The organism is Vibrio sp. L3-7 (assembly GCF_963898195.1).
Classification (GTDB): Bacteria; Pseudomonadota; Gammaproteobacteria; order Enterobacterales; family Vibrionaceae; genus Vibrio; species Vibrio echinoideorum.
In genome coordinates, this window is the sequence record NZ_CAWQUW010000012.1 from 225,277 (window position 1) to 242,226 (window position 16,950).

At 44.3% G+C, this 16,950-nt stretch carries 11 protein-coding genes and 1 pseudogene; 2 read left to right on the forward strand and 10 right to left on the reverse strand.

The window, feature by feature from the left end:
• Position 1: 1 nt before the first annotated feature.
• Both AACW75_RS10870 and AACW75_RS10875 read left to right on the forward strand, forming a co-directional pair.
• Positions 2–1,120, forward strand: coding sequence for a substrate-binding domain-containing protein (locus AACW75_RS10870; protein WP_017073960.1), 1,119 nt, complete (start codon positions 2–4; stop codon positions 1,118–1,120).
• Positions 1,117–3,609, forward strand: coding sequence for an EAL domain-containing protein (locus tag AACW75_RS10875; protein WP_145568736.1), 2,493 nt, complete (start codon positions 1,117–1,119; stop codon positions 3,607–3,609). The genes AACW75_RS10870 and AACW75_RS10875 overlap by 4 nt, the downstream gene beginning before the upstream one ends.
• 157 nt (positions 3,610–3,766) lie before the next feature.
• On the opposite strand, the pseudogene yegS reads toward AACW75_RS10875, so the two are convergent.
• The 10 genes and pseudogenes from yegS to AACW75_RS10925 all read right to left on the reverse strand — a co-directional run bounded on the left by yegS (position 3,767) and on the right by AACW75_RS10925 (position 16,719).
• Positions 3,767–4,670: pseudogene (gene yegS, locus AACW75_RS10880) on the reverse strand (lipid kinase YegS).
• Between the two features lie 19 nt (positions 4,671–4,689).
• Complete coding sequence (locus AACW75_RS10885) at positions 4,690–5,595, reverse strand: LysR family transcriptional regulator (protein WP_017073963.1); 906 nt, start codon at positions 5,593–5,595, stop codon at positions 4,690–4,692.
• A gap of 164 nt (positions 5,596–5,759) precedes the next feature.
• Positions 5,760–7,127: a BatD family protein gene (locus AACW75_RS10890; RefSeq protein WP_145568734.1), complete on the reverse strand. Its 1,368-nt coding sequence runs from the start codon at positions 7,125–7,127 to the stop codon at positions 5,760–5,762.
• Entirely contained in the window at positions 7,124–8,848 is a 1,725-nt protein-coding gene (locus AACW75_RS10895) for a VWA domain-containing protein (RefSeq protein WP_145565481.1), read from the reverse strand. The genes AACW75_RS10890 and AACW75_RS10895 overlap by 4 nt, the downstream gene beginning before the upstream one ends.
• Positions 8,841–9,920, reverse strand: coding sequence for a vWA domain-containing protein (locus AACW75_RS10900; RefSeq protein ID WP_145568732.1), 1,080 nt, complete (start codon positions 9,918–9,920; stop codon positions 8,841–8,843). Before AACW75_RS10900 ends, AACW75_RS10895 begins: the two co-directional genes overlap by 8 nt.
• A complete protein-coding gene (locus tag AACW75_RS10905) occupies positions 9,913–10,452 on the reverse strand; it encodes a DUF4381 domain-containing protein (RefSeq protein ID WP_145568730.1) in 540 nt (179 codons plus the stop codon). The genes AACW75_RS10900 and AACW75_RS10905 overlap by 8 nt, the downstream gene beginning before the upstream one ends.
• Positions 10,453–11,415, reverse strand: coding sequence for a DUF58 domain-containing protein (locus AACW75_RS10910; RefSeq protein ID WP_017073968.1), 963 nt, complete (start codon positions 11,413–11,415; stop codon positions 10,453–10,455).
• Positions 11,416–11,427: 12 nt separating this feature from the next.
• Entirely contained in the window at positions 11,428–12,411 is a 984-nt protein-coding gene (locus AACW75_RS10915; RefSeq protein ID WP_065100989.1) for an AAA family ATPase, read from the reverse strand.
• A 128-nt stretch (positions 12,412–12,539) separates the two neighbouring features.
• On the reverse strand, positions 12,540–14,978 hold the full coding sequence (locus AACW75_RS10920; RefSeq protein WP_145568728.1) for a tetratricopeptide repeat protein: 2,439 nt from the start codon (positions 14,976–14,978) through the stop codon (positions 12,540–12,542).
• 193 nt (positions 14,979–15,171) lie between these two features.
• Positions 15,172–16,719 carry an arylsulfatase gene (locus AACW75_RS10925; RefSeq protein WP_029224912.1) on the reverse strand — a complete coding sequence of 516 codons (1,548 nt, stop codon included), beginning with the start codon at positions 16,717–16,719 and terminating at the stop codon, positions 15,172–15,174.
• Between the last annotated feature and the right edge of the window lie 231 nt (positions 16,720–16,950).

A 16,950-nucleotide genomic window follows, 5' to 3' on the forward strand; every position in this document is an offset into this window, starting at 1 on the left:
TATGAATAAGATATTAAGTTTTGCGGGTTTATTGCTCGCTACCACCTGCTCCTCCTCGAGTTTTGCAGGCAATCAAGAAGATGAATTCTTCAAATACGCTGAAGAAAAAGTGATGCGTGCGGTGTCAAGTCAGCTAACTTGGGGAGGTCCAACTCAAGGACCAGCCGTCCTCCACGAAAAAAGTATTATTTTTGTCGCGTCAGACTTACGCAATGGCGGCGTTTACGGTGTGGGAAAAGGCATATCTGAAGCCATTTCTAAAATTAGTTGGCACCTGCGGTTTATCGATGGTTTAGGTTCCGAAGTTAGACAGGGTGCCGCTATCAGAAAAGCCATTGGATTCGAGCCCGATGCGATTGTCTTAGGTGGAATTGATGCTGTCCGCCACAAAACCATTTTGAAGCAAGCTGAAGATCTTGGGATCGTGGTTATTGGTTGGCACGCAACAGAACTCGTTGGAGGAAATCCAGAAATTGGTTTATACACCAACATAACCACTGACCCGCTTGATGTGGCAGAAGTTGCCGCCCTGCTTGCTATAGTCAATTCAAATGGTCGAACGAAAACGGTCGTTTTTACTGACCCCAACTATGAAATCGCTATGATCAAAGCAAATGCGATGGTTAATACCATCAAGCGATGTGGCACTTGTGAGGTTCTTGAACTGAACTACTTACCGTTGGATCAAATTGCCGAACAAATGCCTGCAACCTTAAAAGCGCTCGAACAAAAGTATGACGAAAAGATCACACACATGCTGGCGATCAACGACCTATATATTGATTACGCAATCCCATCTTTAGAATCGAATCTAGAAGAGTACAAACTTATTCCACAAAACATTTCGGCTGGAGACGGAAGTAAAGCGGCGTATAAAAGGATTAATAGCGGTCAATTTCAACTCGCAACCGTCCCCGAACCCCTATACCTACAAGGGTGGCAGATAGTCGACGAACTCAACCGAGCATTTAATCAAATGCCACCGAGCGGTTATTCAGCCCCTGTTCATTTGGTTACCCCAGACAACGTCGAAGAGCTTATTAACCAAGAAGACACCGGAATTTATGACCCTAAAAATGGCTACCGTGAAGCATATTTGAGAATTTGGAAGCCAAAATGAAATTGAACCAGATAAACATCACCCAAAGACTCATTATCTCCAACCTTTTGTCGTTATTGATTGTAAGCCTTGCCGTTATAATGGTGATTCGATCCCTATATTACGTAGAGTCGACACTGAAAACCGAAACCTCAACGCATGTATCAGAGTTAATTGTTAACTCTGAAATCAGCCGCCGAGTTTTTACCTTAACGTCGAGAGTAAAGCTACTTGAACAAACCTTTTTGTTCAGCGAAACCACTTTATCTGAAGAAGCATTTAATGTTGATTTTCAACTACAGAGGTTAAGGGGCTTATCTACGAACGAAGGCTTTTCACAAAGAATTGATGCATTCATTAATAATTTTCATCGATTTTTAGGTAGCTCACTCGCATTAAATCGAATTCTAAAACAGACCAACAAAATTGATGTAACGCTAGCAGACCAACTTGATCAGCTCGAATTTGCTATCGCTGATAGTAAACTTAAACATTTAGATCAACCTGATTTTATTCGTTATAACAACGAGTTAGATCTGATAAATATGTTACGAGAGTCTTTTCTTACTTCTGGGAAAATGGTTGGCGACATTCATAGCCGTATTACCCCAGAAACCGAAAAAGTGCTGCTTATCGAAGTAGAAAAAGAACTCGATATATTCTTACTTCACTTAGAAAATGTAGACATCGAAACCGCTGCTGTCATTGCCGAGAAGAAAAAGATCAGCCGTACAGTTAGGCAGTACAACGCGGCTTTAAAACGAATTCGAGCTAATTTAGAGCAACGGTGGCTAGTCATGGCGTCCCTGTTAGCAGCACAAAGTGACTTATTGGAAATGGTAGAGAACACAGAGTCACGAGTTCAAAAACAAGCATTGGAACTCACCGATCAACTAGAGAAAGAGATCGGAAAATCAAGACTCAACGCCATTGTCATGAGTTTCTTTGCGTTTGTTTTATCGATATTACTAGTTAACCACGTCGTTAGACACCATATCAGAAAGCCTCTTAATGCCCTTAGACATGGCTTTGACCGTCTAGAGTCAGGTAGCCTAAAGAACCCAATAGCCTTAGGCAGAACTGATGAATGGTCTCACTTAGAGAAAGCATACAATGACATGGCATCGAGGCTATCTGAAGCTTACCTTGAACTCACAGAAGAGAAGAAAAACTTCGACTTCTTAGCTCACCACGATCCACTGACAGGTTTGGCGAACCGTCTTTTGGCGACAAAAAAATTAGACAAAGAAATTAAACTGTCCACTAACACCAACACACCGTTTTTATTACTGTATCTCGATATTGATGAGTTTAAGACCATTAACGATTCATTGGGTCACGCACCAGGCGATAATCTTCTGGTCAACGTATCCGATATTTTGAGAAACCTGATTGGAGAGACTGGTTTCGTCGCTCGGATGGGGGGTGATGAGTTCATGATAATTTTCTCAAATGTTGGCTTGAAAGAAGGCGAAGCTCTCGCCGATCGCTTGAACCAAGCACTTAGAAAGCCCTATTACATCGGAAATAGTTCTATATTCGTTTCAGCGAGTATTGGTGTTTGTGAATACCCTACCCATGGCTTAGATGGTGAAACCTTGATCCGAAATGCTGACACTGCCATGTACCACGCTAAACGAAATGGCAGAGACCAATACCGAATCTATGCGGACAAGATGACGCATGAAGTCAACGATCTCATCGAAACTAATATAGGATTGCGTCAAGCCATCAATAATGATGAGCTTGAAGTTTTCTTCCAACCAAAAGTTGATTTGAACTCGCAAGAGATAATCGGAGCAGAAGCTCTCGTCAGATGGCGACACCCAAAGTTAGGATTACTTCCTCCCATTGATTTCCTTGAAGTTGCGGAGAAAAGTGACCTTATTATCGACATTGATAAATGGGTGTTCAAGGAGGTAGCAAACCTCATCACAGAGTGGCAACACGCAGGGATAGACTTACAAGGCGTCATCTTTTCAGTCAATTTTTCCGCTCGAATGTTCTACATGACAGACCTTGCTCAACAACTACAAGTGATTCTCGATGAAACAGATTGTAAGCCTCATCAGCTTTTACTGGAGATTACAGAGAGAGACATGATGAGAGACTTTGAAACATGCTCGAGAACAATAGAAGTTTTACATTCAAAGGGTTATAAAATAGCGATCGATGATTTTGGTACCGGCTATTCCTCTTTGTCGGTTTTGAAAAACCTTTCTGCTGATTGCGTCAAATTGGACCGCAGCTTCATTGAAGACATCAACTCTTCAAAGGTGGATTACGAAATAACGTGCGCAGTATTGAAACTCGCACAAATACTCGATTTTTCAGTCATCGCTGAAGGCCTTGAAACACAAAGTCACGTTGAAACTTTACGGAATATAGGCTGCAAATATGCACAAGGTTACTTCTTCGCCAAGCCTCTTCCTGTTGATGCCTGGCTCTCCTATTTCTTAATTAACTCAAAGCAAAACGAAAACAAGTTACACGCCAGAGAGTTGCTTTAAATGAAACTATCGACTGTGGCTTGAAAGACAATAAAACGGATTTCACCACAGTTATAACATGTGATTCACCTTAACGTGCAAGCCATGTTATGCATGAACAGCTAAACGATATTACGCGTCAGCAGTCAAGCAATGTAATACGTCACCAGCCAATATGCTACGCGTTCACAGTCAAACATGGACAATTGCTTGGCAACACCAAACTGATACTGGCAGGGACAACTTCAAATCGAATCTGATTTGAACGATAAGGTTCTCCGTCTAAGTTAACGGGTAAAGTTTGAGGGAAATCGATATCGAGCCAGCGAGCTTGAGTATGCACGACATATTTACCATTTTCAGCAGGGCGCTTTAGCTCTTCAATCACTTGCGGTAATTCTGACGCGACAAACGATTTAACTAACGTTAAATCCATCAAGCCATCGTCAATCAGAGCTTCGGGCGCAAGCAATTGTCCACCACCCGCTAAGCGTCCATTGCAAAAAGCGCCAACCAGAATTTCACCGGTAAATGTGCCTTTATCTATGGTCAAAGTGCCGCTGTAAGGCTTAAAACCAAGCGCTTTCACTACACCTGTGTGTGTATGCCCCACCACCGAGAAAGTCTTTCAATTCAACAGGTGTTTCTGCTGTCACCTCTGCGCCAAAACCGGCCGCCGCCACATTCATAAAGTAACGATCGTTTGCTTTAACACTATCAACAGCATAGGCCGAGCCTTTTAAAGCTAATTTGAAGGCCGATGCTATATCATTAGGAATCCCTATAGCGGTCGCAAAGTCGTTTGCTGTACCCATTGGGATAATGGCAAGTTGCGGCCTTTCGCTCGCGCGAAATTGGTTGAGCGCGTTAACCGCTTCATTAATCGTCCCATCACCACCAGCAATAATCAGTCGTTTTACACCATCGCATATCGCTTCACTTACAAGGCGAAACATATCCGAAGACTCCCAAGTAACTCTAACTTGCAAGTCGATATCTTCCTCTCTAGCAGCAAAGACCGCTTGTCTTAGCTCCGGAATATTGGCTTTCTTTCCATTTAAAATCGCACGAACGCTTTCCATGTCTATATTCCCTATTGTGCTAGCTTGATATCTCTTTCGCAGCCGCTTTGATCTTACCTCTTAACCATTTATGGTTAGGTTCATTGGTTCTACTCGGATGCCAGATCATACACATATCTAGATCATCGATATGGAACGGCAGAGGCAATGTTTTTACCTTGTATTTATCAGCAAAACAACGAACTGACGACATAGGCAGCATACCGATGTAATCTGAGCTCTCTATGACAGGAAGCATTTCAACTACACCCGCAGCACGGTAAACCACTCTTCGCTTCTCTAGGTCACTAAAATGCTCTGAGCTTAAAAGGCTTTTACGAGCGTGCCAACGAGATACAACCACATGGTCCAAAGATAAGAATTGTTCCATATCGATCGTATCACCTATTGTTGGGTGATCAGCACGACACACGACAACGAGCTCTTCTGTCGAAATCACCTCATGCTTCAGCATAGTTCTTCCTTTTGGCGTCATATCGACAATCACATCGTGCCTTTGTAACCTTAAATCGGACTCGTAGTCTTCGGTAAACAATGGATGAATTTCTAACGCGATACCAGGCGCAACCTGGCTAATTAACTGCATAACTCTTGGCATCATTTCGTAGCTTGCCGCAGAAACGCAGGCAACAGAAAAAATACGATTTGATGTTTTAGGGTCAAAGTCTCTCGAAGCCGACAGAGTAGAAGTGAAATTTTTTAAAGCTGCAGCCATTGCTGGATAAATATCAATAGCAAATGTCGTCGGTTCAACACCTGAAGTCGTTCGGTGAAACAGTGGCTCATCATAAATATCACGCAGCCTAGCGAGCGCTTTGCTTACCGCTGGTTGGCTGATGTCCATACGATTCGCAGCCCTAGACAAGTTCTGCTCTTCATAAATAGCGACAAAAATAGGAATTAAATTTAGTTCAGTACTTTTCATACAGTTCCATAGTAAAGAAGCAGGTTCCCCATATTAGAGAACCTGCCGATTATGTTCGATGCGAATTGCTAAAAGTTGTGCGTAATGCCGCGATTAGCCCACAATTTTTATAGATATTTCAATTTGACGGATTTCATCGCATACATGCACTTCTCATCGTAAAGCTACTCAGTTCTATCTTTTAAGTCTGGCAATGCTTTAGGAATTTTCAAGCGGCTAATAATCGTACGAGAAGCGCCTGATTTTGATTTTCCAGATGATAGGTTTCGTAACCCTAGCCATAAACGCGTAAAGACGGCTTGATCTTTACACCCTTGCTGGAGCGCTTCGCTATCTTCCACCCATCGTTTTTGTCCATTCAATTTACCAAGTTGCGCTTTACTCAGCTCGAGTTGGGCGGTTTCACTACGTAGTTGACGATAGACAAAAGTTCTTAATGCAGGCCAATTTCTTTGCTTAAGTAAACGACGCAATACCAGCCAATCTGGCGTTGGGTGGTTTCGGTAATAACGCTTAGTCGCGAAGATTAAACAAATAAGTGCTACCAAGCCAATAACGGAAAAAACAATGACATGCATGTAGGCCTTGAAGAAAGATTTAAGCGTGTGTCGCGCTTTGAAAGCCTGACCTTCAATAATAACACTTTCAAGGCGCTGATTCTTACTGTCCCACCACTGGAATGAGAATTCAGGCAAGGTAAACTCACCACCTTGTTGAATCACATAAACCGTTTCTTCAATACGACTTGAACGGTAATCACCTCGCTCTTGTGTATCATCTAAACGGTTAGGCTGCGGATACGCTTGATATTGCTGAGTGGCTTCATTAGTCAGTACATTTGGTAACAACACAGATAGGCTGTCTTTCGCCTTTATTGTCACGGTACGAGTAATGGCATCGCCAACTTTTAAGTCTTCGCTTGAACGCTGCCATTGCTGTTCAACATCCACGTCTGTCGCTGAAAACCAAGGCGATTCATCGTTCAATAAGCCAGAAGGTAATGATGCTTCAAACTTAATTGGCTGCGTGTACAGCGTGCCACCAACGTTTGATCCATCAGGAGCGGAAACTTGAACACGAACAGGTAACCTCGGAATCACAAATTTACCCGATGTCATCGGATAGAGCGTCACTTCCCAACGTTGACGTGACCATGTAGTACCATTAACTCGTTCCGTGTAGTTCGTCGCGAGTTGGTTCCGCTGCTTAGCAATCACGTTAGGGATTTCGATACTGCCGATTCGAGTCCCGCCCGTTAACCAGCGAGGCGTGGCAACCTCAATGTTCAAAATCACTTGCTCATTAACACTCACTTTAGCTGGCGTTATCTTGTCGCCCGATTTAGGTTTCTCTCCTATCCAAGCGACCAATTCAACGTCACCACTCTTTTGTAGATCATAGATATCGGTTGCACAAGCAAGACTAGGTAAAACACAACTCAACACAAGAGTAATCGACAGTAACCACGTACGGGCTCTGAATCGCACGCTCTTTGATTGAATGGCTTCAAGAGCTAAATCATATCGACTCATTGTGTTTGCTCCTGTTTTAACGCCTGTTCCTGTTTCGGCGTCTGTTCGATCGAAGGTGCTGGTTCTCGTAGTTGAATTTGGAATTTAGATTTTAAGAAAAACTTAGGGTCGGCTTCTACTCGTTTTAACCACTTGTCTGCCAGCTCTTGACTACCCAAAATTTCGTTAGCGTTAAGTGTTTCCTTAAGCATTAGTTCTGCGACCGTTTCTTCTTCCGCACCATCGCCAGTGCGCGGCTGGTCGTCATCTAACTCTAACGACTCCTCTGGGCCATCTGTAGTGCCTGATTGGCTTTCGCTGGTGCGATTGACCTCTTCGACAATACTGCCTATTACCGCTAAGTTATGCTCAACGTCAGGCCTTAGTTCTGGTGAAAGGTCTGGTTTTTCACTCAATGCTTTCAACAAATCTCGTGCGGCAAGGTATTCACGTTGACGAGCTAAAGCACTCGCAGCGTTATACAAACCAAAATCGGTTTTCGTTTGTAAGAACGCACTATGAGCTAATTTAAAATCACGAGCATAATAATAGGCAACACCTTTTCTCATTGGCTCTTTAAAGTGCTTGGCAGCTTCAAGGTATTCTTGTTGGTTCAACAAACGCTGCCCCTGTTGGTCTGGAGTGAGCCATAAATCCCACCACCATTGAGCCGTTTTGTCCCAAGCAGTCACGGACTCTTCAACTACCGGCTTGTCAGCCGTTAAACTGACCGTTTTCGCCAAAGTGTCTGGTGAATACATGCTGCTTGTGATCATCAAACCAACGACACACCACTGCACCAACCACCCTTTTCTGAACCACAACAACATGATGATCGCCATTGGAATGAGCAGACCATAACCCATGTCTTTCCAAGGCATCGAAGATTCACCATTAAGTTGCATGTTTCTCTCAACAGCCCGGTTTAGTTGTTGGATATCGGAGTCATCAACGGTTACCTCAATCACTCGACCACCCGTCTTGCTCGCCAAATTACGCAATGAATCTAGGTCTACTGGGTTATCGCTCACCACATTACTGTTTCCTGCAGCTAGGATGAGCAACTGATACGGGTTGTCGTTAAAGAAGGTTTCGAAAGCTTTAATAGTACTTGGGTTGACACCATCTGATACCAACAACACTGACGAGCCTAACTCACCAGACAATTGCTGATTAATAAGTGGCAGCGCTTCTTCTGCTGACTTACCAGAAATAGGCATGATATCAGGCGTTATTGCCGCAAGAAACGGTTCAAACACCTTGCTATCTTGAGTTACGGGCATCGCGACGTGCGCACTGCCTGCATAAACAACCAAACCTGTGTTACCACCTTTGCGAGCTGCGAGTAAGTCTCTAATTTTCTGCTTAGATCGTTCCAAGCGACTCGGAGGTAAATCTTTGGCAAGCATGGATTCACTGTTATCAAGTACCACTAACATTGAAGCTTTATCTTCACCGAAAGGCGAAGCTTCACGTTGCCATGTTGGCCCAGAACAAATAATGATGGCGACCGTCACAATGACCATCAATAGCTTCAATGGTAATTGCTTACGCCAACCGGTTTCCCCAATGGTCAACGCATCACGTAAGTGATCAGGTAGAATGTCTTTCCACGTTGGCTTAGTTTCTTCTCTCCAACGAATCCATAATAGGAAGAACATCGGTATAAAGGCCAATAACCACAATGGCCGAATAAAATGAAATTGGGTAAAGAACTGCTGTAGCATGAGAGAATCAGGCATCGTCCTCTCCTTTCAAAGTTCTAGTTGAAGAAGCCAAAAGCGATCTTCGACGTATCGTCGCCAAGCTGAACGCGGTCAAATACATCACAACAACCATCGCCATCAAATAATGATGTAGACCTTGCTTAGGACGATAAGTGGTACTTTCATATAGCTGAGGCTCTAGCTCACCAATCTGAGCGTAAGCTTTGGTCAGTTCATCACGGTTAAGTGCTTCAAAAGCCTCACCACCGGACTCTTGAGCCACGCGCTTAATCGTTTCCATATCCAGAGCCACTTCACCGACCGTTTGCGGATCACCCATAGCGATAACGTGTATACGAACACCTTTAGCTTTAGCAACTTTCGCAGCATCAATCGGCTCTACAAAACTTCCCGTATCATTGCCATCGGTTAACACAATCACGACCTTCTCTTTCGCGTTGGTATCGACGCTTGAGTCTTGAACCGCAGTATTCTGCTTCTCGCTTTGTTCAAACACCTTAATTGCCAAACCAATTGCATCACCTAAATGAGTACTTTGACCCGCCATCGCAACATCGGTTTGGTTGAGTAGCTCAAGCCATACCTCTTGGTCAGCCGTAAATGGGGTTTGTACAAACGCTGCATCACCAAACAGAATCAAACCGAGTCTGTCGCCTTTTCTGGTTGTCGCAAAATCAGCCAGCACTTCTTTGGTCGCATCTAAGCGAGAGATCTTATCCCCTTGTTTAGACGTGAAATCTTCTTCTGCCATTGAACCCGATAAATCGACAACTACCATCACGTCGCGGCCCAATTGTTCACGAACTTGTGGCTCCCCGAGAATGGTTGGTTTAGCTAACGCACAGACCACCAATACCCAAGTAATAATGAGCGTGGTTCGTTGCCACCAACTAGGGGATAACTGACTTGCCCCTTCAGATGGCGCTTCACCAATCGCCTCAACCAACTCTCGGAAGAATGGCACTTTAATAGCCATTTGCTTGGTGCGATAAGCTGGCACGGCAAAGTAGACCAACAAAGGTAAAGGTAATGCGATAAACCACAGTGGATGCACGAATTCAAAGCTGGCGGATAAAATATCAAACATTATCTTGTCCTCCAGTCGTCATTTGTATCTCCAGCTTATGAAGTTTTAACCATGTCATTGCGGTTTGAATTACCTCTAAACGCTGCTCAAAGGTTAAACGCACGTTTGGGTCTATCAGGCTTTGCATCCATAATCCCGAAACTTCATCAGCAAAAAAAGCACTGCTTGTATCGGTGTTAGCGCCAACTGGCAGATAAGCATTCAATCGATTCACATAGGCTTGACCGAACAATTTTGCATTGCTGCTGTCTAGGTAGCGAAGTACCACTTTGAGCACTTTAAATGTTCGCTCGGTAGAATTTTTGTCTCTCGCGTCCAATAAAATCAGTTCATTGAGTGCTTCTTTTCGATAACGGTTATTCCACCACTTTAACGCTATGCGATAAGCCAGATAAAAAGCGACCAATAATAAGGCCACACCAAGGATCTTCCAACCGATGGTTTGAGGAACCCAACTCACGCTTTCAGGAATGGTTACATCATGTAATTCACGAAGAATATAAGTACTAGGAGCAGTATGTTCAACAGCCATTTAGCGTCCTCCCACTAGCTTTTGAAGCTGCGATATGTGAGCGCCAGATGTATCTAGTTCGATATAAGGGAGACTTTTCATCGCCATTAATTTGGCCAGTGATTGCTTTTGGAGTGCTGCTTTTTGGGATAGGCTTTCACTCGCTAGATTAACCTTAGATTGGCTATCTAGGTTGAGTTGAAAGTGACCATCACCCACCACCCAATTTGCGCTAGCAAGGTCTTGAGGCAGTGATTGTTCTAATGGATCGGTCACCATAATGGCTAAGATGTCGTTGTGTTGCTGAAGTTGTTTCAGCCGATCAAGGTGCTGTTCTTGGCAGTCTCGCCAGTCACTAATAAATATTAGAGTCGACTGCTTTAGTCTCATTCTCTTGATCAGTTCAATCCATTGACTAAACCCAACACCATCATTGTCACTGACACTCACCCCTAAGCTTTGATTGGCTTTTGCTAGGTGCTTGAGCTGCGCCAGTAAATCAGACTGAGAACGCTGTGCTTTGCTGTGAAATAGCTTTTGGTGTGAAGCTAAAACAAAGCCGACACGGTCGCCGTCTTTAAGCACTCGCCATCCACACAATGCCGCCACTTCGGCAGCCACAACAGATTTCATGGTATTTTGAGAAGCGAAAAACATCGAACTGCGCTGATCAACACAGATCATCACATTTCGGTCTTTCTCTTCGGTGTAACTACGAACATGCGGCTTGCCTGTTCGCATTGTCACTTTCCAATCAAGGTTGCGGATATCATCACCCAATTGATAATGACGCAGTTCCTCGAAATTCAAACCTCGACCGCGAAACAAAGAATTATGTCGGCCTGACAATACGCTGCCTGCCTTTAAATGAGGTAACAGAGAAAACGACTCCGCTTGAGCCTGTATTCGCACTAGCCTGGAATAGTCACAATACAGTCGTGGATCAAGGCCTTGCGATTCGGGAGCTTGTGTTGGCTTCGCCATAACGCCCCCTAGTTATCCGATCTCAACATTATCAAGCAGCTCTTCAACTACTCGTTGATGGTTCACACCATCAGCCAATGCGTCATAAGATAGCGAAAATCGATGGCCTAATACGGTCGGTAGCATTGCTCGCACATCGTCTAACGTGACGTGGTCACGCCCTTGTAGCCACGCATAAGCGCGTGCACATTTATCCAAGGAGATTGACGCTCGTGGGCTTGAACCTATCTCAATCCATTTAGACAAGTTTGATTCTGGGTAACGCTCTGGCTTACGAGTCGCCATCACCAAGGCCACAATGTAGTTTTCGACTAAATCAGAAACCGCAATATCAGGAAGTTGGCGACGAGCTTCAAGTACCAATTCAGGTTCAATATGCTGTGGGGTGACTAATTCTGAACTGGTCTCGCTGCCCAACTCTTCGCTGCGCACCAGTCGAATAATGTCACGCTCCGCTTCGTCTTCTGGGTAGTCGACCGTCACTTTCATAATGAAACGGTCCATTTGCGCCTCAGGCAGTGGATACGTGCCTTCTTGTTCAACAGGGTTTTGAGTCGCTAACACCATGAACAAGTCTGGAAGGATATGAGTTTGACCACCTACGGTTATCGTGCCTTCCGCCATCGCTTCAAGCAGAGCCGCTTGCACCTTCGCAGGGGCACGGTTCACTTCATCGGCCAGAACAATGCTATTGAAAATAGGCCCCGGTTGGAAATGCAGTTGAGGCTTACCATCCAGCTCTTGATACACTTCAGTACCCGTAACATCTGATGGCAAGAGATCGGGCGTAAACTGAATACGGCCAAAGCTTGTATTCAGTAAATTCGCCAACGACTTCACCGAGCGCGTTTTCGCAGTACCAGGGAGCCCTTCTAGAAGCACATGGCCATTGGTCAATAACCCTATCACCAGAGCCCGAACGACGTGGCTCTGACCGATAACACTTTTCTCTGTCTGTTCAATCAGTTGGTTTATTGCTTGTTGCGCATGGTTCATAGGTCTTCCCTTAATTCAATCTGGCTGTGAACATCCTACTCATAAGCCCCATAACTATTAGTTATAAGCACCATAAATTATAAGCGCATAGCCACGTCAATGTTGGCGCTTTATTTCAGCTTAGCTTTCTACTGACTAATTGCTTTCAATTGGTTAATGGCTTCCGGTGGTGCCACCTTACTCAATGATGAAATACATTGCTCAAATGCTTTTGGTACACCCGGTTTCTGGTAATTTCGAGCCAAAATCTCACACTGTGCATACAAGTGTTGTGGGTTACGGCTAAATTGGTAAGCCTTGTTCAGTGATTTACTTGCAGCAAGCACATCAGACTTCTCTAAAGCCAAGCCGTACACATACCAATATTGTGGGTCAGTTTGCGCTGTTTCAGCTGCTTGTTTTAGGTAGTCGGTTGCTTGGTCGTAATCTTTGACACGAAGCAAAGATAAGCCTGCGCTGTATGGCAACACACTCGATTTTGGTTGCGCTTGAATACCTTGTTTCAATGTCGAAAATGCCTTTGGTTCATCACCAAGTGCACGATACAAGTCGGCCAAGTTGGCGTAGCTGTTTTCGAAGTAAGGTTCAATTTTGATAGCGCCTTGATAGAACTCTATCGCTTTCTGATGCTGCCCTAAATCTCGATAAACGTTACCTAAATTAGTACGACCAAACCCTCTGTCAGCATTGAAGCGTTGTATCTCGATGTACTCTTCTAATGTTGGCTTGATTTGATCTTTCTGTAGAGGATTCATTTCCCCCCAATAACGCACTAATGCACCTGCGGTTTCTGAACGAATCGATAATACAGGGTCAGTTAATAGTGGTTCGAGAATTTGCCAGCGGTCGCTAAATGAGAATCCAGAGGAACCTGCCACGGCCCCTAAACGAATCATCTCATTATCGTGTTTAACTGCTCTGGCAAGTGAGATAAGTGTGTTCTTGCCCGTGTTACCACCTAAGCGTTCTAAGCTCGATGCACGAATAATATTGCTCAGACTCGAATCCTGAGCAGAATAAGCCAATGCATCTTCGGCCCCTCTGTGCCCTATTGAATCGGCATAAAAGGCGACGGCAAAATGCTGTTGATTACGATACCTAGAATCCGGGAACCATTCGCTAATCTGCTTATCGGCCCACTGGTCGGTTTGATCTTCATGACAACTGGTACACACGTTCGGTGTTTTTATATGTTGGCTAACATCAGGACGCGGGATGTGCCAACTGTGGTCACGCCTTGGGTCAACTTCCATATACGTCGTTTCAGGCATATGGCAAGTCGTACATTGTGAAGCCTCGGTATTCGCTTCATGGAATGTATGCTTTTCAGGCGTGTATTCAGAGGCAATGTGACATTGGCTACACACCGCTTCTTCTGCAATTTTCAGTTCTGCAGTATGGGGATCGTGGCAATTTGTACAAGTGACGCCTTTCTCTGCCATCACCGATTGAAGAAAAGAGCCGTAAACGTAATCTTCATCGTAGATTTGGCCATCGTTGTGGTAAAGCTCAGGGGTAATCAAGCTAAGGCGATATTTATCGAAGAACGAACCATTTACGTGATCGCCGCTTTCATTCAATTGAGTTCGTCGGCTATGGCATTGAGCACAAGTTTGAACTTGATTGGTATGGACGATGTCTTTCGGTTGAAGGGTTGAGTTGCCCTCTTGGTAGATCCACTCTTTCACTGACTTAGACAGATCACGATCGAAACCATAATGCGCCGAAATTTGAACATCCTTACCGCCGTTAGCTTTGGCTAGCTTGTTTCTGGTTAACTGATCTTTGGCTAAATGAGCCTGCTCAACGTGCTCACTCGCAGGACCATGACATGCCTCACAGCCAACATTAATTTCAGACCAAGTAGTGTTGTAGGTATTGCTTACGCTGTCGTAGTTCTTTTCTAGGTTCGTTGAATGGCAATCGGCACACATGAAGTTCCAGTTCTGGCCACTGTTGGTCCAGTAGAATTCATCGGTGTTGGTGGTATCAGGATAGAGATGAAACCAGCGTTGACCGCCTTCGTCCTCAGTGCGAGAATCCCAAGCGAAAGGAATCAACTGTACGCGTCCGTCTCCAAACTCAACCATGTATTGTTGTAGAGGCTCAAAAGCAAAGGTATAGCTAATTTTATACTCTTTGAATTGCCCGTCTGGCCCTTCGATATTGACCCAGAACTCTTCACCCTTGCGAAAAAATCGGTTGGGTTTACCGTCATGAATGACCGTTTGATCGTTGAAATCGCCTAATACAGATTCATCTGTAGCGTGTTTCATCGCCATGTCATGATGAGAGCCCTGCCACGCTTCGACTTCTTCGCTGTGACAATCAATACAAGCTTCCGAACCGACATACGTGGCTTTAGAGTCGGTAGGTAAAACATCAGAGCTAGCGTGTGAAGCTACAGAGCTGAGCTTTGAAGTCTCAGTGTTGCTATTAGGAGCTTGCTCGTTGGCATAGGTGCTCAAACTGAACAGCGACAACATAAGTGGAGATAAGATTACGGATAATACTGCGACTCTCTGGTGTTTCAATCCGTTCACTAGCGAGCACAACCATGCAGACATAACATTCCTTGTTTTTATACATCCTTATGCTTACTAAGGTAGACGTAAAAAAGACCAAAATACAATTATTTAGTGGCAATAAGCACGATAGTTGTGATTCATATTCACGACCGGGGTTTACTCATCGATATGCGCATAAAAAAAAGAGCTCCTAGGAGCTCTTTCGTGTTATCAGTTTAGCTAGGGCAATAGTTTACTTATTATGGTTCTCTTGAAGTTTCTCCATAACCTGATCCAAGCTAAAGCTTGCCGCTTTTTGGCGTGGTGGGTATTCAGCAAACGTTTCTAAGAACTCGCCTACATACGCTTGCGCAGGAACGAACATATAAGCATGGTCTAACAACCAGTCATAATAGGTATTCGACGTAATATCTGCATTTTCATATGGGTCCATACGGAGGTTAAACAGCTTAGGAAGACGTAACGTCACGAACGGTTCTGACCAAATTTGCATGGTACCCGTTGCGCGTTGCTCCATGAACACCGCTTTCCATTGGTTGTAACGAAGCGCGGCTAAATCACCATCATCGGTAAAGTAGAAGATTTCAGAACGGCGACCTTTTTCTTCTTCACCTGTTAGGTAAGGAAGGAAGTTGTAACCATCTAAGTGAACCTTAAATGTTTTATCACCCGCAGTATGACCTTTCAGTAGTTTCTCTTTGATCTGATCATCGCCGGCGGCGGCAACAAACGTTGGCATCCAGTCCATGTGGTGCATGATTTCGTTAGACACACTGCCCGGTTCAATCTTACCTGGCCAACGAACCATTGCTGGAACACGGTATGCGCCTTCCCAGTTGGTGTTTTTCTCACCACGGAACGGGGTTGTACCCGCATCAGGCCAAGAGTTCATGTGTGGGCCATTGTCCGTTGAGTAGAAAACAATGGTGTTATCTTTGATACCTAACTCATCAACTTGTTTTAATAGTTGCCCAACGTGTCTGTCGTGTTCAACCATACCGTCAGCGTAGTTACCGACACCGGTCACACCTTTACTATCGGCTTTCACGTGCGTTCTAAAGTGCATACGTGTTGCGTTCCACCAAACGAAGAATGGCTTGTCAGCTTTCACTGCACGGTCCATGAAATCAAGCGCCGCATCAAGTGTTTCTTCATCGACAGTTTCCATACGCTTACGCGTTAATGGACCCGTATCTTCAATCTTGCCGTCAGCGAAAGATTTGATGACACCACGCGGACCGAACTTCTTACGAAACTCAGGATCGGTTGGGTAATCTTCATTTTCTGGTTCTTCTTCAGCATTTAGGTGGTAAAGGTTGCCAAAAAATTCGTCAAACCCATGTGCTGTTGGAAGGAATTCATCTTTATCGCCAAGGTGGTTTTTACCAAATTGACCAGTCATGTAACCCATCGGTTTTAACATCTCGGCAATTGTGGCGTCTTCTGCCTGTAAGCCGATGTCTGCGCCTGGTAAACCTACTTTACTCAAACCCGTTCGTAATACACTTTGACCGGTAATGAACGTAGAGCGACCTGCGGTACAAGATTGCTCTGCGTAGTAATCTGTAAACATCATGCCTTCTTTGGCGATACTATCGATGTTCGGGGTTTGGTAACCCATTAAGCCAAAGGTATATGCACTGACATTAGATTGCCCAATATCATCACCCCAAATTACGAGAATATTCGGTTTTTCTGCCGCGAATGTGGTGGTGGAAGCCGCCATCATCGCTGTACCCAAAATCGCTAATCGACGTTTGACGCCATATTTCGCTGTCATAGAAACCTCTTCATTAGTTATTTGCATCCTGCCCTACAACATATAGTTCATTTTTTTAACTCTCGCGACATTAGCTAAACTATTAATATTTTTGTCATTTTTCATTCAAATACAAATGCACAGATCATCGATAAGGTTTACGACAATAAACATGATAAGGATCACACATGCTCTCTAAGGATTTCTTCTAACCAACAAACTAAATCCAATTTAATCAACAAGTTAATATAA